The 18,176-nt window shown below is 73.2% G+C and carries 15 protein-coding genes and 1 riboswitch; of the genes, 8 read left to right on the top strand and 7 right to left on the bottom strand.

Annotated elements, in window-relative coordinates; all coding sequences use genetic code 11:
• Positions 1–82: 82 nt before the first annotated feature.
• The 5 genes from ACFIF2_RS25090 to ACFIF2_RS25070 all read left to right on the top strand — a co-directional run bounded on the left by ACFIF2_RS25090 (position 83) and on the right by ACFIF2_RS25070 (position 6,157).
• Positions 83–1,570, top strand: coding sequence for an amino acid permease (locus tag ACFIF2_RS25090; protein WP_395575493.1), 1,488 nt, complete (start codon positions 83–85; stop codon positions 1,568–1,570).
• Between the two features lie 27 nt (positions 1,571–1,597).
• Positions 1,598–2,050 (top strand): Lrp/AsnC family transcriptional regulator, encoded by a 453-nt coding sequence (locus ACFIF2_RS25085; protein ID WP_043375183.1) that lies wholly within the window; start codon positions 1,598–1,600, stop codon positions 2,048–2,050.
• Positions 2,051–2,189: 139 nt separating this feature from the next.
• Positions 2,190–3,401 carry an MFS transporter gene (locus tag ACFIF2_RS25080; protein ID WP_395575492.1) on the top strand — a complete coding sequence of 404 codons (1,212 nt, stop codon included), beginning with the start codon at positions 2,190–2,192 and terminating at the stop codon, positions 3,399–3,401.
• Positions 3,402–3,621: 220 nt separating this feature from the next.
• Positions 3,622–4,410: a carbon-nitrogen hydrolase family protein gene (locus ACFIF2_RS25075; RefSeq protein WP_395575491.1), complete on the top strand. Its 789-nt coding sequence runs from the start codon at positions 3,622–3,624 to the stop codon at positions 4,408–4,410.
• Between the two features lie 49 nt (positions 4,411–4,459).
• Entirely contained in the window at positions 4,460–6,157 is a 1,698-nt protein-coding gene (locus ACFIF2_RS25070) for a flavin monoamine oxidase family protein (RefSeq protein WP_395575490.1), read from the top strand.
• A 111-nt stretch (positions 6,158–6,268) separates the two neighbouring features.
• On the opposite strand, the gene ACFIF2_RS25065 is transcribed toward ACFIF2_RS25070, so the two are convergent.
• Together ACFIF2_RS25065 and ACFIF2_RS25060 are read right to left on the bottom strand one after the other, a co-directional pair.
• The gene (locus ACFIF2_RS25065) at positions 6,269–7,198 is read right to left on the bottom strand and encodes an LLM class F420-dependent oxidoreductase (RefSeq protein WP_395575489.1); all 930 of its coding nucleotides are present in this window, start codon (positions 7,196–7,198) and stop codon (positions 6,269–6,271) included.
• 101 nt (positions 7,199–7,299) lie between these two features.
• Positions 7,300–7,995 (bottom strand): DUF5995 family protein, encoded by a 696-nt coding sequence (locus ACFIF2_RS25060; RefSeq protein WP_395575488.1) that lies wholly within the window; start codon positions 7,993–7,995, stop codon positions 7,300–7,302.
• Positions 7,996–8,169: 174 nt separating this feature from the next.
• On the opposite strand from ACFIF2_RS25060, the gene ACFIF2_RS25055 reads away from it, so the two are divergent.
• Positions 8,170–9,318, top strand: a complete 1,149-nt coding sequence (locus ACFIF2_RS25055) for a glycoside hydrolase family 6 protein (RefSeq protein ID WP_395575577.1) — start codon at positions 8,170–8,172, stop codon at positions 9,316–9,318.
• 36 nt (positions 9,319–9,354) lie between these two features.
• Here the strand turns inward: ACFIF2_RS25055 and ACFIF2_RS25050 are convergent, their stop codons facing one another.
• Entirely contained in the window at positions 9,355–10,767 is a 1,413-nt protein-coding gene (locus tag ACFIF2_RS25050) for a uracil-xanthine permease family protein (protein ID WP_395575487.1), read from the bottom strand.
• A gap of 184 nt (positions 10,768–10,951) precedes the next feature.
• On the opposite strand from ACFIF2_RS25050, the gene ACFIF2_RS25045 reads away from it, so the two are divergent.
• The gene (locus tag ACFIF2_RS25045; RefSeq protein ID WP_395575486.1) at positions 10,952–11,410 is read left to right on the top strand and encodes an acyl-CoA thioesterase; all 459 of its coding nucleotides are present in this window, start codon (positions 10,952–10,954) and stop codon (positions 11,408–11,410) included.
• On the opposite strand, the gene ACFIF2_RS25040 is transcribed toward ACFIF2_RS25045, so the two are convergent.
• The gene (locus tag ACFIF2_RS25040; RefSeq protein ID WP_395575485.1) at positions 11,370–12,581 is read right to left on the bottom strand and encodes an MFS transporter; all 1,212 of its coding nucleotides are present in this window, start codon (positions 12,579–12,581) and stop codon (positions 11,370–11,372) included. The genes ACFIF2_RS25045 and ACFIF2_RS25040 overlap by 41 nt on opposite strands.
• Positions 12,582–12,755: 174 nt before the next feature.
• Between ACFIF2_RS25040 and ACFIF2_RS25035 the strand changes: the two genes are divergently transcribed.
• Complete coding sequence (locus tag ACFIF2_RS25035) at positions 12,756–13,943, top strand: ROK family transcriptional regulator (RefSeq protein WP_395575484.1); 1,188 nt, start codon at positions 12,756–12,758, stop codon at positions 13,941–13,943.
• Between the two features lie 21 nt (positions 13,944–13,964).
• Here ACFIF2_RS25035 and ACFIF2_RS25030 read toward each other — a convergent pair whose 3' ends face one another.
• The 3 genes from ACFIF2_RS25030 to ACFIF2_RS25020 form a co-directional block, all read right to left on the bottom strand.
• The gene (locus ACFIF2_RS25030; RefSeq protein ID WP_395575483.1) at positions 13,965–14,399 is read right to left on the bottom strand and encodes a hypothetical protein; all 435 of its coding nucleotides are present in this window, start codon (positions 14,397–14,399) and stop codon (positions 13,965–13,967) included.
• Positions 14,396–15,160 (bottom strand): SDR family oxidoreductase, encoded by a 765-nt coding sequence (locus ACFIF2_RS25025; protein WP_395575482.1) that lies wholly within the window; start codon positions 15,158–15,160, stop codon positions 14,396–14,398. The genes ACFIF2_RS25030 and ACFIF2_RS25025 overlap by 4 nt, the downstream gene beginning before the upstream one ends.
• 178 nt (positions 15,161–15,338) lie before the next feature.
• Positions 15,339–17,720 (bottom strand): chitinase C-terminal domain-containing protein, encoded by a 2,382-nt coding sequence (locus ACFIF2_RS25020; protein ID WP_395575481.1) that lies wholly within the window; start codon positions 17,718–17,720, stop codon positions 15,339–15,341.
• 216 nt (positions 17,721–17,936) lie between these two features.
• Positions 17,937–18,067: riboswitch (FMN riboswitch) on the top strand.
• The last annotated feature ends 109 nt before the right edge of the window (positions 18,068–18,176 follow it).

Genomic DNA, 18,176 nt, shown 5'->3' with positions numbered 1-18,176 from the left:
TCCCCGCCGCTCCAGAGGCCCGCCGGGGCCCGTCCGCTCACCCCCCGGCGGGCGCGACCGGCAGCGACAAAGGAGTCAACGCGTGCTCGACCAAGGCGCACCCCCGCACCACGACACACCGGCCGGCCCTCCGTCCCCGGGCCTGGCCGCGCGCCTCATGCGCCGCAAGCCCGTGGAGACGCTGGTCGCCGAGGGCGGCCAGGGCGAGGGCGGCACACTGCGCCGCTCCCTCGGCCTGTGGCAGCTCACGATGATCAGCATCGGCGCCACCCTCGGCACCGGCATCTTCGTCGTCCTCGGCGAGGCCGTCCCCAAGGCCGGACCGGCCGTCACCCTCTCCTTCGTCATCGCCGGCCTCACGGCGCTCTTCTCGGCCCTGTCCTACGCCGAACTGGCCGGCACCATCCCGGTCTCCGGCTCCTCGTACTCGTACGCCTACGCGACCATGGGCGAGCTGGTCGCCTGGATCTGCGGCTGGTGCCTGGTCCTGGAGTACGGCGTGTCCGTCGCCGCCGTCGCCGTCGGCTGGGGCGAGTACCTCAACGAACTCCTCGACGGCACCATCGGCGTCACCATCCCGGCCGCCCTGTCCGCCCCGCCCGGCGACGGCGGCGTCTTCAACCTGCCCGCGCTGATCGTCGTGCTCCTCGCCATGACCTTCCTGCTGGGCGGCGCCCGCGAGTCCGCCCGTGCCAACACCGTCATGGTCGTCGTCAAGATCGCCGCGCTGGTGCTGTTCTGCGCGATCGGCGTCCAGGGCTTCCGCTCCGGCAACTACGAGAACTTCATGCCGCTCGGCATGGCCGGCGTCAGCGCGGCCGGCGCGACGCTCTTCTTCTCGTACATCGGCTTCGACGCCGCCTCCACCGCCGGCGAGGAGGCCAAGAACGCCCAGCGCGACCTGCCCCGTGCGATCATGCTGTCCCTGGTCGTCGTCACGGTGCTGTACGTCCTCGTCGCGGCCGTCGCCGTCGGCGCCAGGCCCTGGCGGACCTTCACCGACTCCGAGGCGTCCCTCGCCCAGATCATGAGCGACGTCACCGGCCAGGACTTCTGGGGCACCCTGCTCGCGTTCTGCGCGGTCGTCGCCATCGCCAGCGTCGTCCTGACCGTGCTCTACGGCCAGACCCGCGTGCTGTTCGCCATGTCCCGCGACGGGCTCGTCCCGAAGGTGTTCTCCCGCGTCCACCCGAAGACCGGCGCGCCCCGCGCCAACACGCTGATCGTCTCCCTGTTCTGCGGCGTCCTGGCCGCCGCCATTCCGCTCGGGCAGCTCGCCGACGCCACCAGCATCGGCACCCTCTTCGCCTTCGCGCTGGTCAACGTGGCCGTCGTGGTGCTGCGCCGGACCCGCCCCGGCATGCCCCGCACCTTCCGGGTGCCGCTGTCGCCGGTCCTGCCGGCGCTGGGCTTCGCCTTCTGCGTCTGGATGATGGGCAGCCTGTCCACCGTCACCTGGGTGGTCTTCGGTGTCTGGATGGCCGTCGGGCTCGTGTTCTACTTCGTGTACGGCCACCGCCGGTCCCGGCTCGCCACGCCGGGCACCCCAGGAACCCAGCAGCTCCCGTAGCTCCAGAGACGAAGTGAACCACCCGCAGTGCTGAACGATCTCGACGAACGCATCGTGCACGCCCTCGCCGAGGACGCCCGCCGCTCCTACGCGGACATCGGGCAGTCGGTCGGCCTGTCCGCGCCCGCCGTGAAACGGCGCGTGGACCGGCTGCGCGCCACCGGAGCCATCACCGGCTTCACCGTACGGGTCGACCCCGCCGCGCTCGGCTGGGAGACCGAGGGGTTCGTCGAGATCTTCTGCCGCCGCAACACCTCGCCGGAGACCATCCAGCGGGGCCTGGAGCGCTACCAGGAGGTCGTGGCCGCGTCCACCGTCACCGGGGACGCGGACGCGGTCGCCCAGGTCTTCGCCTCCGACATGCGGCACTTCGAACGGGTCCTGGAGCGCATCGCCGGGGAACCGTTCGTGGAGCGGACCAAGTCCGTGCTGGTCCTGTCGCCGCTGCTGCGGCGCTACTCGTCGGGATCACCGACGTAATCCCAGGACCGGAGCCGGGCCGACCGACTACCATCTGTGCCATGACCTGGCGACATTGATCCACCCGCCGTGCCTCCTCCCGAGGGCCGCCTCGGACGCCGTACCCACGGTGTCCGATCCGCCCCCTCGGGAAGGCCTCATGACTCTCTCCTCCGAGCGTGCCCCCACGACCGCCGGTGTCCGGCGGCTGACGCGCACGCTGTACGCCTCGGCGTTCTGCGACGATTTCGTCCTGCTCTACCCGGTGTACGCGCTGCTGTTCAGCGACACCGGTCTGTCCGTCTGGCAGATGTCGTCCCTGTTCGCCCTGTGGTCGCTGACCGGCGTCCTGCTGGAGGTGCCCTCCGGCGCCTGGGCCGACGCCGTCTCGCGGCGGGCGCTCCTGGTGCTCGGACCGCTGCTCACCGCCGCCGGGTTCGCCCTGTGGGTGCTGGTGCCCTCCTACGGCGCCTTCGCGCTCGGCTTCGTGCTGTGGGGCGCCGGCGGCGCGCTCGGCTCCGGCGCCTTGGAGGCGCTGGTCTACGACGAACTGGACCGGGCCGGCGCGGCCGACCGGTACGCCCGGGTCATGGGCCGGGCGCGGGCGATCGGCATCGCCGCGACGATGGCCGCGATGGGCCTGGCCGGCCCGGTCTTCGCCCGGGGCGGGTACGAGGCGGTGGGCGCGGCGAGCGTGCTGGTCTGCCTGGCCGGGGCGGCCGTGGCGAGCCGGTTCCCCGAGCACCGCACGCCGTCCGCCGGCGGGGACCGCTGGACGGCGGCCCTGCGCGCCGGGCTCGCCGAGGCCCGCACCGACCGCTCGGTGCGGGGAGCGCTCCTGCTCGTCCCGGCCGTCACCGCCGTGTGGGGCGCGCTGGACGAGTACACCCCGCTGCTGGCGCACGACACCGGCGTGGCGCCGGAGACCGTTCCCTGGCTGCTGCTGGTGATCTGGGCCGGCGCCACGGCCGGGAGCCTGCTGGCCGGGGTCGCCGAACGCCTGAGCACCGCCGGGTTCGCCGCCCTGCTCGCCGGTTCCGCGCTGGCCCTGGCGGCGGGGGCCGTGGCGGGCACCCCGGTGGCCCTGCTGCTCGTGGCCGTCGCCTTCGGCGGTTTCCAGCTGGCGACCGTGCTGGCCGACGCCCGCCTCCAGCGCCGTATCGACGCCACCGGCCGGGCCACGCTCACCTCCGTCGCCGGCCTGGGCACCGAGGTGGGCACCCTCGCCACCTACGGCGCCTACGCGGCGACGGCCACGGTGACGGGGCACGGCACCGCGTTCGCAGCGCTCGCGGTGCCGTACCTGCTGACGGCGCTGCTCCTGGCCGGGGCCGCCCGCACCGCGACCCCGGCGGGCAGGTCAGGAGCCTGACGGCGTCCCGCCTCCGGCGCCCTCCGCGAAGGGCGCCGGACCGTCGCCGGGGGGTGGCCGCCCCCCGGTGAGCGGGGTGCGCAACGAATCGCCGTGGGCCGCCCGATCGACGCAACGTTTCGCTCACCGGCGCGCAACGGGTCCCGCTTGTCCGGCCGAGTCCGCCGACCGTACCGTCTATCTGGCCCCCCGACCCCCCTCCCACCGGTGAGGAACACGCATGCGCACCGCCCTGCTCCAGAGCTCCGGCAGGCCCGGCTCCACCGTCGAGAACCTGTCGGTCCTCGACGAGGCCGCGGGCCGGGCCGCCGCCGCGGGTGCCGGTCTGCTCGTCACCTCGGAGCTGTTCCTGACCGGCTACGCGATCGGCGACGACATCGCCCGCCTCGCCGAGCCCGCCGACGGCGACGCGGCCGACGCCGTCGCGGAGATCGCCGGGCGGCACGGTCTGGCCGTCGCCTACGGCTACCCGGAGCGGGACGGCGAGCGCGTCTTCAACTCCGTCCAGCTGATCTCCGCCGACGGCACCCGTCTCGCGGGCTACCGCAAGACCCACCTCTTCGGCTGCTTCGAGCGCGAGCACTTCACGCCCGGCGAGCAGCCCGTGGTCCAGGCCGAGGTCGGCGGACTCACCGTCGGGCTGATGATCTGCTACGACGTGGAGTTCCCGGAGAACGTCCGCGCCCACGCCCTGGCCGGCACCGACCTGCTGCTCGTCCCGACGGCGCAGATGCACCCGTTCCAGTTCGTCGCCGAGTCCGTCGTCCCGGTGCGGGCCTTCGAGAACCAGATGTACGTGGCGTACGTCAACCGCGTCGGCCGGGAGGGGGAGTTCGAGTTCATCGGGCTCTCCGTCCTCGCCGGTCCCGACGGCACCGCCCGCGCCCGCGCCGGGCGCGCCGGGGAACTCCTCCTCGCCGACGCCGACCCCGTCTTCCTCGCCGCCTCCCGCGAGGCCAACCCGTACCTCGGGGACCGCCGCCCCGGCCTCTACGGGTCCCTGGCCTGACCCTCCCCGCCGCCGCCCCCGTACCCCCTGTGCAAGGAGTCCGTACCCCATGACGTCCACCGTGCCCAACGCGATCGAGCACGCAGACGAGCAGCAGCCGCCGATCACCATGTTCGGTCCGGACTTCCCGTACGCGTACGACGACTTCCTCGCCCACCCGGCGGGCCTCGGCCAGATACCGGCCACCGAGCACGGCACCGAGGTCGCGGTCATCGGCGGTGGCCTGTCCGGCATCGTCGCCGCCTACGAGCTGATGAAGATGGGCCTCAAGCCCGTCGTCTACGAGGCCGACCGGATAGGTGGCCGACTGCGCACCGTGGGCTTCGAGGGCTGCGACGCGTCGCTGACCGCCGAGATGGGCGCGATGCGCTTCCCGCCCTCCTCCACCGCCCTCCAGCACTACATCGACCTGGTGGGCCTGCACACCCGCCCCTTCCCCAACCCCCTCGCCGAGGCCACGCCGTCCACGGTCGTCGACCTCAAGGGCGAGTCGCACTACGCCGAGACGCTCGCCGACCTGCCGCAGGTCTACCGCGACGTGGCCGACGCCTGGGCCCGCTGCCTCGAAGAGGGCGCCGACTTCACCGACATGAACCGCGCCCTGCGCGAGCGCGACGTCCCGCGCATCCGGGAGATCTGGGGCAAGCTCGTCGAGAAGCTCGACAACCAGACCTTCTACGGCTTCCTCTGCGACTCCGAGGCGTTCAAGTCCTTCCGGCACCGCGAGATCTTCGGCCAGGTCGGCTTCGGCACCGGCGGCTGGGACACCGACTTCCCCAACTCCATCCTGGAGATCCTCCGCGTCGTCTACACCGAGGCCGACGACCACCACCGGGGCATCGTCGGCGGCTCGCAGCAGCTGCCGCTCAGGCTCTGGGAGCGCGAGCCGGAGAAGATCGTCCACTGGCCGTACGGCACCTCGCTGAAGTCCCTGCACGTGGACGGCGAACCCCGCCCGGCCGTGACCCGGCTGAACCGCACCGCCGGCAACCGGATCACCGTCACCGACGCCGACGGCGACATCCGCACCTACCAGGCGGCGATCTTCACGGCCCAGTCCTGGATGCTGCTGTCGAAGATCGCCTGCGACGACTCGCTCTTCCCGATCGACCACTGGACCGCGATCGAGCGGACCCACTACATGGAGTCCAGCAAGCTCTTCGTGCCCGTCGACCGGCCGTTCTGGCTGGACAAGGACGAGGACACCGGGCGGGACGTCATGTCGATGACGCTCACCGACCGCATGACCCGGGGCACCTACCTGCTGGACGACGGCCCCGGCAAGCCCGCCGTCATCTGCCTTTCGTACACCTGGTGCGACGACAGCCTCAAGTGGCTGCCGCTGTCCGCGAACGAGCGGATGGAGGTCATGCTGAAGTCGCTCGGCGAGATCTACCCGAAGGTCGACATCAGGAAGCACATCATCGGCAACCCGGTGACCGTCTCCTGGGAGAACGAGCCCTACTTCATGGGCGCGTTCAAGGCCAACCTGCCCGGCCACTACCGCTACCAGCGGCGCCTGTTCACCCACTTCATGCAGGAGCAGCTGCCCGAGGACAAGCGGGGCATCTTCCTCGCCGGCGACGACATCTCCTGGACGGCCGGCTGGGCCGAGGGAGCCGTCCAGACCGCGCTGAACGCGGTCTGGGGCGTCATGCACCACTTCGGCGGGCAGACCGACCCGACCAACCCCGGCCCGGGCGACCTGTACGAGGAGATCGCGCCCGTGCAGCTCCCGGACGACTGACCCGTCCCACGCGCCGGCACGGCTAGGGGGTGTCGTTTGGATCAGGCCGGCTCCGGGCCGCAGATGCGCGTGCCAGACCCCGCGACCCCGGAGTGATCCAAACGACACCGCCTAGACCCCGGCCGCCCTGGCCTTCTCGTAGACCTCGGCGGCCACGTCCTTCAGCTCCCGCGCGTCCCGCGCGGAGCCCTGCAGGTCGACGAGGATCTCGTCGAGGCCGATCTCGGCGTGGGCGGCGAGGTCCTCGACGATCTGGTCGACGCTGCCGTGGAACGGGCGGCGGCCGGCGCCTGCGTGGGCGGCCGGGGTGTAGCGGGTGTTGACCCGCAGCACCGTCCGGATCGGCGCCGTACGGCCCCGCTCGGCGGCCAGGTCCTGGAGCTGCCGCCACTGTCCGGCCACCGCCTCGACGCCGACGCCGTTCGGCAGCCAGCCGTCGGCGTGGTCGACCAGCCGGCGCCGGGCCTTCCCGCTCCCCGCCGCCAGCATGACCGGGATCGGCCGGGCGGGCTTGGGGCCCACCACGGCGGACGCGATCTTCGTGACGACGCCGTCGTACACCACCGGGTCGGGGCCCCAGACCGCGCGGCACACCCCGATCAGCTCGTCCAGGGCCTGCCCGCGCTCCGCGAACGGGCGCACCGACGCCGCCGCGTACTCGTCGTGCGACCAGCCCGTGCCGAAGCCGGCCACCACCCGGCCGCCGCTCGCCGCGTCCAGCGAGGCCAGCGCCCTGGCGAGCTGGAACGGCACGTGCAGCGGGGCGACCAGGACGCTGGTGCCCAGCCGGGCGCGTTCGGTGGCCGCGGCGGCGAGGGTGAGGGTGACCAGGGGTTCCGCCACGTTCCGGTACTCGTCCGGCCAGGGCCGGCCCTCGATGCCGTACAGACCCTGGGTGGCGGGTTCGGGGAACAGGGCCCGCTCGAAGACCCACAGGCTCTCGTAGCCGATCCGTTCGGCCGCGCGGGCCACGTCCGGGACGTCCTTGCCGAGGTCGTACTGGCGCATCTGGGGGAGGCCGAGTCCGAGCGGGGTCGTCATGCCTGGGTACTCCTTCGCAGTCGGGGTGCGATGTCGCCCAAGGTTTCAACGTACAACGACCGCCGGGGACTTCGGGGCGCGCGCGGCCGGGAGCGGCCGGATCAGTCGGGCAACGGCGTGAGCAGCATGCGGCCCGCGAAGCCCACCGCCGCGTCCAGCCGCTCGGTGAACTCCCCGGCGACGTCGGGCAGCCGGCGCAGCGCCCACAGCGCGCGGGCCGCCGCCCAGGTGGCGTCCCGGGCGCGCTCCAGGCTCCAGGAGCCGAGCAGATGCGCCAGCGGGTCGGTGACCTGGAGGCAGTCGGGGCCCGGCATCAGCTCGTCGCGGACGCGTTCCTCCAGCGACACGAGGAGATCGCCCACCCGGTCGAACTCGTCCTCCAGGTCGACGGGTTCGCAGCCGAGCGTACGACAGGTGTCCACCACGGCCAGCGCGAGGTCGTGGCCGATGTGCGCGTTGATGCCCGCCAGGGCGAACTGCAGCGGACGTACGCCGGGATGGCGGCGGAACTGGAACAGGGGCCGCCAGCACGCGGGCGGCCGGTGCCCGTGCTCCAGCGTGTCGACGGCGGCCAGATAACGCTCCGCGAACCGCACGTCCAGCGCGATCGCGGCCCGGGAGTCGGGGAAACGGCCGTCGTCGATGTGGCGGTCGACCGCCTCGGTGACGGTCAGGTAGACGCGGTTGAAGACGGCCACTCCGTCCCGGCCGGGGAGCGCCGAGTCGAGGTCGCGCATCCGGGCCAGGACCGTGTCCACCGTCCGGACCGCCGACGGGACTTGTTCACAGTGCGCCATGGCGGCAGGGTCGCAGCTTTACGCTGACGGGAGTGCCGGCGGGCCCGGCGCTTCCCCAGAACGGGGGAACACGCCCGCCGTGCGGGGGAGGGGGAACCGTACGTGTCAGGCCTTCGTGCCCGGCGCCTGGCCGCTCGCCGGGCGGAGCGCAGGCGAGCCGTCCGTCGCGGCGCGATGGTCGCGGCGGCCTCCGTCGTCGTCGCGGTCGGCACCGCGACCGGCATGCTGTCCGCGCTCGGCGACGACAGGGGCGGGGCGGACGAGGCCCGGCCGGAGGTGAGGCGGTCGCCGCGGCCGGAGACCGCCCCGCCCGTCGTGCCGTCCCCGTCCCCGTCCGCCTTCGCGTCGGCGACGCCCTCGCCCTCCGCCTCGGTGAAGAAGACGGCCCCGAGCCCCTCGCCGAAGCCCCGGAAGCCGTCGGGGGAGTCCGGTCGGGAGGCGCCCCGGACCACCCCGGCCGCCACCCGGCTCTACCTGCACCCGCGGTCCCAGGTCCTCGACTGGGTCCGGGCCCACCCCGACGACCCGCGCCAGGACGTCATCGCGTCGCGGATAGCCGGCCGTCCGGCCGCCGTGTGGTTCGCCGACCACACGCCCGCGACCATCACCTCCCGGGTCCGCGCCGTGACGTCGGGCGGCGCCGCCGAGGGGCGGGTGCCGGTCGTCGTGCCGTACGCGATACCCGACCGCGACTGCGGCGGTCACTCCCAGGGCGGCGCGCCCGACCTCGACGCCTACGACGACTGGATCGACCGCTTCGCCGCCGGGCTCGGCTCCGGTGACGTCATCGTCGTGCTGGAGCCCGACTCGGTCTCCCAGGCCGACTGCCTCTCGGCCGGTGAGCGCGCCGACCGCTTCGCCTCGCTGTCCCGCGCCGGGCGGGTGCTGAAGGACGCCAACCCGAACGCCCGGGTCTACTTCGACGCGGGGCACTCCGGCTGGCACGCGCCCGCCAAGCAGGCGGGCTGGCTGAAGCAGGCGGGCGCCGCCTCGGCCGCCTCCTCCGACGGCATCTTCAGCAACGTCTCCAACTTCCACGCCACGGCCGACGAGGTCGCCTACGACCGGGCGGTCCTCGACGCCCTCGGCGGCCCCGCGAGCCTGGGCGCCGTCATCGACACCAGCCGCAACGGCAACGGCGCCCCCTCCGACGGCGAGTGGTGCGACCCGGACGGCCGCAGACTGGGCCGCGCACCGACCCTGAGCACCGGCTTGGGACGCGTGGACGCCTACCTGTGGGTCAAGCTGCCGGGGGAGTCGGACGGCTGCAAGGGGAAGCCGGGCACCTTCACGCCGTCCTACGCCTACGACCTGGCGCGCTGAGGGCCCCGTCAGGGCCGGGCCTGCCGAGGACGACCGTCAGGACTCGGCGTGCCGGGTCCCGTCGTCGCCGCCCCGGGTCCGCTCGTCGTACGACGACGTGCCCTCGTCCAGCAGCGGCCGCTGCGTCTTGAGGTGGGCCGGGGCGAAGGCCCGCAGCGCGTGGTAGCCGGTGATGACGACCACGGTGCCGAGCGCGATGCCGCTGAGGGAGAAGGTGTCGGTGAACTCCATGCTGACGTTGCCGACGCCGATGATGATGCCCGCGGCGGCCGGCACCAGGTTCAGCGGGTTGCGCAGGTCCACCCCGGCGTTGATCCAGATCTGCGCGCCGAGCAGGCCGATCATGCCGTACAGGATCACCGTGATGCCGCCGAGCACGCCGCCGGGGATCGCGGCCACGACCGCGCCGAACTTCGGGCAGAGGCCGAAGAGCAGCGCGAAGCCCGCGGCGGCCCAGTACGCGGCCGTCGAGTAGACCCGGGTCGCGGCCATCACGCCGATGTTCTCGGAGTACGTGGTGTTGGGCGGGCCGCCGACCGCGGTGGACAGCACCGAGCCCACGCCGTCCGCGGAGATCGCCGTGCCCAGCTTGTCGTCGAGCGGGTCGCCGGTCATCTCGCCGACCGCCTTGACGTGCCCGGCGTTCTCCGCGACCAGCGCGATGACGACGGGCAGGGCCACCAGGATCGCCGACCACTCGAAGTTCGGCCCGTGGAAGGACGGCAGGCCGATCCAGTCGGCCCGGCCCACGGCGGAGAGGTCCAGGCGCCAGTGGTCGGTGAGCTTGCCGCTGCCGTCCACCGAGTGGATCTTGCCGAAGACCAGGTCGAGGACCCAGGAGAGGAGGTAGCCGAAGACCAGCCCCAGGAAGATCGCGATCCGGGACCAGAAACCGCGCAGGCAGACCACGGCCAGACCGGTGAACAGCATCACCAGCAGGGCCGTCCACTGGTCCTGCGGCCAGTACGTCGAGGCGGTGACCGGGGCCAGGTTGAAGCCGATCAGCATCACCACCGCGCCGGTGACGATCGGCGGCATCGCGGCGTGGATGATCCGCGCCCCGAACCGCTGCACGGCGAGGCCCACCAGGAACAGCGCGACGCCGACGACGAGCACCGCGCCGGTCACCGTGGCGCTGGTGCCGCCCTGCGCCCGGATCACCGCGGCGACACCGACGAAGGAGAGCGAGCAGCCGAGGTAGCTGGGGACCCGGCCGCGGGTGGCGAGCAGGAAGATGGCGGTCGCCACGCCCGACATCATGATCGCGAGGTTGGGGTCCAGGCCCATCAGGACCGGGGCCACGAACGACGCCCCGAACATGGCCACCACGTGCTGGGCGCCGAGCCCGACCGTGCGGGGCCACGAGAGCCGTTCGTCGGGGCGGACCACCGCTCCGGGGGCGGGTACCTTTCCGTCCCCGTGCAGCTTCCAGCGCACGCCGAGGTCCATGGTGAGGTTTCGCTTTCTCTGTACGTGAGGACTGTCCGCACCATTGTCAGGGGTACCGGACGGTCCCACGTCCCGCGCCCCCCGCTGACCAGCGGCTACCCGCCGACCACTGCTGAGCGTCCGCTTAGGATGGAGGGGATCCGCCGTACGTGAGCACAGCCGAGCAAGACCAGGAGCCCCGCCCGTGACCGCCGAAGCCCCCGCCGCGCCCCTTCTGTCCTACGGCCGGCTCGTCCCCGTCACCGTCCACTTCGACGACCTGGACGCGCTCGGCCTGCTGCACAACGCCCGCTACCCGGTGATGGTCGAGCGGGCCTGGGCCGAGCTGTGGACCGAGCACGGCTTCCGGTTCGAGGGCGACTGGGCGGCGGCCGGCGACGCCTGCAACGCCGTCAAGGAACTGACGGTCACCTACGAGGCGCCGGTCACCCGGCCGGGCGGTTACGCCGTCCACCTCTGGCTGGACCGGCTCGGCACGACCGGGCTGACGTACGGCTTCCGTTTCTGCTCGGCGGACGGCGCCACCACCTACGCCCGCGGCACCCGGGTGCTGGTCCGGCTGGACCCGGCGACGCTGCGTCCGGCGCCGTGGAGCGACACCTTCAGGACCGCCGGTCGGGCACTGCTGCGTTCGGCGGACTGATCTTCGGGCGCTCCCGGTCCCCGGCGCGCAGCACCTTCGCGAACACCACAAGGCAGCAGGCCAGCGCGGTCACCAGGCCGAACGACACAACCAGGCTGGTCAGCTCGGCCAGCCCGCCGATCGCGCTCGGCGCGACCAGGCCCGAGGTGTACGTGATGGTGGCGACGCCCGCGATGGCCAGGCTCGGATTGGAGCCGGCCCGGCCGGCCGCGGCGAAGCACAGCGGGACGACGACGGCGATGCCGAGGCCCATCAGCGCGAAGCCCGTCATCGCCACCGCCGGATGGCCCCCGACGACGACGAGCAGCCCGCCGAGGGTGGCCAGCACCCCGCTCACCCGGACCGTGCGCACCGCGCCGAACCGGTCCACCACCTTGTCGCCGGCGAAGCGGGCCAGCGCCATGGTGAGGGTGAAGCCGGTCGTGCAGGCCGCCGCCAGACCGGCCGACGCCTCCAACTGGTCCCGCAGGTAGACCGCCGACCAGTCCAGGCTCGCGCCCTCCGCGAACACCGCGCAGAAGCCGACCGCGCCGATCAGCACCGCCGACCTGGGCGGCAGCGCGAACCTCGGCGGCGGATCCTCGTCCTCGGCGGGCTGCAGGTCCAGCACCCAGGTGCAGGCGATGAGGCCCGCCACGGTCAGCACCGCGGCGGCCAGGACGTGGTGCAGCCGGGCGTCCGAGCCCAGGTGGGCGGCGAGCGTGCCGGCCGCCGAACCGATCAGGGCGCCCGCGCTCCACATGCCGTGCAGGCCGGACATGATCGACTTGTCGAGCCGGTTCTCGACCTCGACGCCGAGCGCGTTCATCGCCACGTCCGACATGCCCGCCGTGGCGCCGTAGACGAACAGGGCCAGGCACAGGGTGAGCAGGTTCGGGGCGAGGGAGGGCAGGACCAGCGCCAGCGTCCACAGGGCCAGCAGGCCGCGCAGGGCGGTGCGGGCGCCGAAGCGGTGGCTGACACTGCCGGCCAGCGGCATGGCGAGCGAGGCGCCGAGCGCCGGGAACGCGAGCGCCAGCCCCAACTGGCCCGCGCTCACCCCGGCGTGGTCCTGGATCCACGGCACCCGGGTCGCGAACGAGCCGGTGACGGCGCCGTGCACGGCGAACACGGCCGCCACCGCGTACCGGGCGCGCCTCACCTCGCGCTGCTCGTAGATCACTGCGCTCATCCCCGTCCCCCTCCATCGGGTCCGCACCGGCTCGGCCGCCTGGTGTCACCACGTGCGCCGCGCCCCCTCGCGTCTGCCGGGCCCGCCGCGCCGCGTAAACTATCAGGAACCCTGCCTGATAGATAGGGGATATCGGCGTGGTCCGCCACGCCGCCGATCTGGGAGGATCCCGGCATGCCCGCATCCCCGAGCACCGCCCGGGCCATCAACGACCGGCTCGCCCTGCGCCTGCTCCAGCAGGAAGGCCCGTTGACGGCAGGGCAGTTGAAGACGCTGACCGGCCTGTCCCGGCCCACCGTGGCCGACCTCGTCGAACGCCTCACCGCCTCCGGCCTGGTCGAGGTGGCCGGGGAGTCCGGCGAGCAGCGCCGGGGGCCGAACGCCAAGCTGTACGGCATCGTCGCCGGCCGCGCCCACCTCGCCGCCCTCGACGTACGCACCGAGGGCGTCGCCGTGCTGGTCTCCGACCTGGTCGGCCGGGTGCTCGCCGAGGACTCCGTGCCGATCGGCGACGACACCGGCACCGGGCCCGCGGTGGAGCAGGCGGTGACCCTGGTCGAGCGGGCGGCGAAGGAGGCCGGGGCCGGCCGGCTGCACACCGTCGCCATCGGCGCGCCCGGCCTGATCGACCCGGCGAGCGGTGAACTCCGTGACTCCACCGGCCTGCCCGCCTGGCACCGCCGGCTGGTGGCCGCGCTGCAGGAGAGGTTCCCCGACGCGCGGATCGGCGTCGAGAACGAGACCAACCTCGCCGCCCTGGCCGAGCAGCGCGACGGGGCGGCCCGGGACCGGGACACGTTCGTGCTGCTCTGGCTCGGCCTCGGCATCGGCGCCGCCGTCGTCCTCGACGGGACGCTGCGGCGGGGCGTCTCCGGCGGCGCGGGCGAGATCGGCTTCCTGCCGGTGCCGGGCACCTCGGGCCTGCCGTCGGCCACCGACTGCGACGGCGGTTTCCACTCCGTGGCCGGAGCGGCGGCGGTGACCGCCCTCGCGGCGGAGCACGGCGTCACGGCCACCCCGGAGGGCCCCGAGCCGCACGCCGCCGCACTGGTCCGGGCGGCGGTACGCGCGTCGGCCACCGACCCGGAGGCCGCCCGCTTCCTGGACGCCCTCGCCGACCGGATCGCCCTGGGCGCGGCCGCCGTCGTCTCCGTCCTGGACCCCGGCTGTCTGGTGCTGGCCGGCGAGACCGGCCGGGCCGGCGCCGACGCGCTCGCCGCGCGCGTCCAGCACCGCCTCACCCGGATGTCGCCGCTCGCCACCGAGGTACGGCCCAGCGCGCTGGGCGGCGGCGCCGTCCTGAGGGGCGCCCTGCTGACCGCCCGCGACCGCGCCCAGGACGACCTGTTCGCGCCCCCGTAGGCGTCCCGCGACGGGCCGCGCTCAGGGCGCGGGCCGCCGCACCGGGCGTTCGGGCTCCCGGAGGGCCGCCCCGCCCGCCGCCAGCCACAGCAGCGCCGCCGGCAGCAGCACCGCCACGCCGAGCAGCGCCATGAAACCGGCGCCGCTCGCCGCCGACAAGGGCTCCAGGTGCTGGGCGTGGAAGAGGAGATGGGCGACGGAGGACACCAGGTAGGCCACCAGGGCGGTGATGACCAGCCGCCGCTCCAGCGCCGCGGCGGCCGAGCACAGCACCACGGCGAGGGCGGCGCTCGCCCCGCCGAAGTCCCGCAGCAGGTGCTCGTTGTAGGGCGGCAGGTGCGAGACCCACGGCCACTTCCAGAACAGCTCGGGCAGCAGCAGGATCCACAGCGCCGGCACCACCTGGGTACCGGCGAGCAGCCCCAGCCCCGCCCGCAGCAACGCGCGTCCGCTCATCCGCGCCGCCCGTCCGTCCCGCCGCCGAATCGCATCGCCAGGTACTCCTCGAACGTCCGCTTGCCGACCGCCCGCCCGGGCGCGAGGTGCCCGCCCGTGCGGAACCCGCGGTAGGCCTTCCCGGCGAGCGGCACCTTCACCACGGCCCGGCGGCGTCCCGTCGCGTCCAGATAGGCGCGGGCCAGCGACTCGAAGGTGCGTACCTCGGGCCCGCCCAGGTCCGCCACCCGGCCGGCGGGGGCGCCGGTGGCCAGTTCGGCGAGCCGGTCCGCGACCTCCGCCACCTCGACCGGCTGGTCGCGGACATGGGCGGGCACCAGCACGACCGGCGCCTTGGCCAGCGCCCGGCACGCCTGCGCCACCAGGTCGTGGAACTGGGTCGCCCGCAGCACGGTCCAGCCGAGCCCCGACTCCTCCACCAGCCGCTCGACGGCGAGCTTGGACCGGTAGTACCCGAACGGCACCCGGTCGACGCCGACGATCGAGATGTAGACCAGGTGGGCCACTTCGGCCCGCCGCGCCGCCGCGATCAGGTGCGTGGCCGCCCGCTCGTCGCCGCCGCGCGGGCTGGTCGCGCAGTGCACGACCGTGTCCACCCCGTCCAGGGCCGCGTCCAGGCCCCCGCCGCCCTCGCGCAGGTCGACGGCGTACGGCTGGGCGTGCCGGCTGAGCACCCGCACCTCGTGCCCGTCCCGGCGCAGCCGCTCGGTGACGAGCCGGCCGAGGGTTCCGGTACCTCCGGTCACCAGGATCGTGGTCATGCTGCTCAGCCCCTTCGGACCCGGGGCGCTCCCGGACGGAACGCCCTCTCGTCGGCTGGGACGGCGCGGCACCCCCGGAACGTGACATCCCCGGAACCCGACATCCCAGCGGGTGGGGTGGAGAGACCCGGCGGCGGGCAAGGGCCGTCGTCACCGCCGCCGGGCCGGTCTCGCGGGGTCAGCAGGCGCCCAGGTTCTGCCAGACGCCCCACTCACCCGTGGTGCCGGGCTCCTCGCCCTTCGTCCACCACTTGGACTTCCACGAGTGCCCCCCGTGGGCCACGGTGATGCCACCGCCGTAGGCCGTGGCCGCGTCCCAGGCTGGAGCCGCGCACGGCCCGGTGCCGCCCGTGGGACTCGGGCTCGGGCTCGGCGCCCCGGTGCCCGTGGGCGTCGGGGTGGGTGTCGGAGAGGGCGTGCCCGCCCCCGGGTCCACCACGGTCGTCCCCCGGGCGAGGTCACCGGCCAGCGCGTACGTCCTCCCGCCGAACGTCACCGTCCAGTTCGACGGCGTCGACACCGGCAGGTAGTACACGAAGTCCACGGTGGCGGACGCGCCCGGCGCCAGCGACTGCCAGGCCGGCAGCTTCAGCGAGACCCGGTGGTGGTCGCCCTTCAGGCCGCCCACGTTGCCGCCCGTGTGGTCGCTGCGGATCACCGAGGTGCCCCAGCCGGACTGGTCCTTGGCGTTGCCGGGCGCGGAGGTGGCGTAGTCGAACCGGAACTCCGTACCGCCGGGCAGCGTCGTCCTCGTGTTGTTGGTGATCTTCAGCTTGGGGCTGATCGGGTAGTTCGAGTCACCCAGCGGGAACTGCCCGAACTCCACGCCGATGTCCAGCGCCTCGGCCGGCAGATCGGTCGTGGCGCGCCGCGCACCGTACGGGGAGGCGGTCCTGAAGGTGTCGTACATCGTGTCCGTCAGGGTCGAACCCGGCACGTACTGGCCCTTGCCCGCGTCCCACGCGTAGTCGCCCGCCAGCTCCCACACCATCGTGCCGCCGATGCCGCGGTCGACGACGTAGTCCGCCTTGGCCTTGACCGACTGCTCGTCCTCGGTGGACAGGAAGACCTTCTTCTCGGCGTTCCACAGCCAGGGCGCGACCAGCGTGGCGTCGTACTTGCGGGCGTAGGTCCCGGTCAGCTTCGTGCCGGCCGGGAAGCCGTAGTCGGTGAGGTAGTCGCCGACGACGCCCTTCTCCAGGTTCTTGGCGTGCCACATCGGGTTGGAGCCGGCGGGCGACTCCTTGCCGTTCGTGTCCAGGTCGTGCCAGAGGTTGTCGACGCCGACGGCGCCGTCACCGCACTTGGTCAGGCCGGAGCCCGCCGGGCAGTTCGTGGCGGGAGCCTTCCCCCAGAGCCCGTCGGTGCCGCCGGTGACGTTCTTGAAGCCGCGCGTGTAGTACGGCAGCCCGATGTTGATCCGCCCGGCCGGCATCGAGCCGCGGAAGTAGTGGTACGCCCAGTCGGTGTTGAGGTAGCCGATGCCGCCGTACTGGGAGGTGGAGTACACGCCCGCGGCGGCCAGCTCGGAGTCCCTGCCGTCGTCGAAGAGGGAGGCGTTCGGGCCGACGTGCTCGTTCCAGGCGCCGTGCAGGTCGTACGACATGATGTTGACGTAGTCCAGGTACTTCTGGACCTGGAAGGTCTCCATGCCGCGCAGCAGGTACCCGGAGGACGGCGCGGCGACGGAGAGGAGGTAGTGCCTGCCGTCGGCGGCGCCCGCCCGGTCCAGCTTCTCGCGCAGCGTCTTCATCAGCGCCGCGTAGCCCTCGACCAGCCCGGCCCGGCGGCCGTTGGCGAAGGACCAGTCGAGGGGGTTGCCCGCGTCCTTCATCGTCGTCGGGTACTCGTAGTCGATGTCGACGCCGTTGAAGCCGTACTTCCGGACGAAGTCGACCGCCGAGTCGGCGAAGGTCTCGATGCCGGCCCGGTTGACCGAGCCGTCCGCGTTGGTGGCCATCGAGTAGAAGCCGCCCGAGTCCACGCGCGAGCCGTCGTCGGCGAAGTAGCCGCCGGTCTCGGCCCAGCCGCCCACCGAGATCATCGTCCGGACGTCCGGGTGCTGCTTCTTGAACTTGTTCAGCAGGTTGAAGTGGCCCTTGTAGGGGAGGGCCGGGTCCATCTCGGCGCCCGCGACCCCCGGCCACGTCATGCCGGTCGCCGGGTTCTTCGCGCCGTCCGGGCCGACGGAGAGCTTGTTCTGGCCGTCCACGTGCGCGAAGGCGTAGTTGATGTGGGTGATCTTGTCCCACGGGATGTCCGAGGCGAGGTACGCCGGCTTGCCGTCCTTGCCGGTCCGCCAGCCCGTGAAGTAGCCGATCACCCGGCGCGGATGGTCGGCGCCCATCTTCTCCCGGCCCGCCGAGTCGTAGACCGAGCAGTAGGGGACGTCGACGCCGGGGGTCCGATAGAGCCCGTCGGGGCGGCAGCTCTCCTGGCCGGCGGCCTGGGAGGCGGTCGCGGGGAGGCCGGCGAGCACCAGGCCGGCGACGGCGGCGGCCGCCGCGAACAGGGCCGGCCCGGTTCTGCGGCGGATTCTGGAGCGTGAGGGGGAAGGCACAGTCGGTTCCTCTCCACGGAAGTTGCGCAGACCCTAGATAGGACTAGACCAGTGCGTCAATAGGTATGGACCAATCTCAAGGCTGGGTGGTGGCAGGCCGGTTGGGATGGTCGTGGCGCGATCGAGCCCTTGTGGAGAAGCGCTCTGTGAGGCACTCCACACACTCCGTCCGCATGGACGGCGATCAGGCGTGGCACACTGGCCCTGTACCAGAAGCAGCGCACTCCGGGGTCGGTGAAAGTCCGAACCGGCGGTTACAGTCCGCGACCCGGTCGCTTCCAGCGGCCGGTTGACCAGGTGAAATTCCTGGACCGACGGTTAAAGTCCGGATGGGAGGCAGTGCGCGGCGAGCGGGCATGCGTGCGCGCCGTCGATCTCTGGGCTCGTCCGTCGCGGACGGGCCCCGTCCGGCGTCGTGCCCGGTGTTCCCGTTCGCTCTCTCTGTCGTTCTCGACA

The sequence above is a fragment of the Streptomyces sp. BK79 genome (assembly GCF_044142145.1).
In the GTDB taxonomy this organism is placed as follows: Bacteria; Actinomycetota; Actinomycetes; order Streptomycetales; family Streptomycetaceae; genus Streptomyces.
This window is presented reverse-complemented; position numbering and strand designations above follow the sequence as displayed.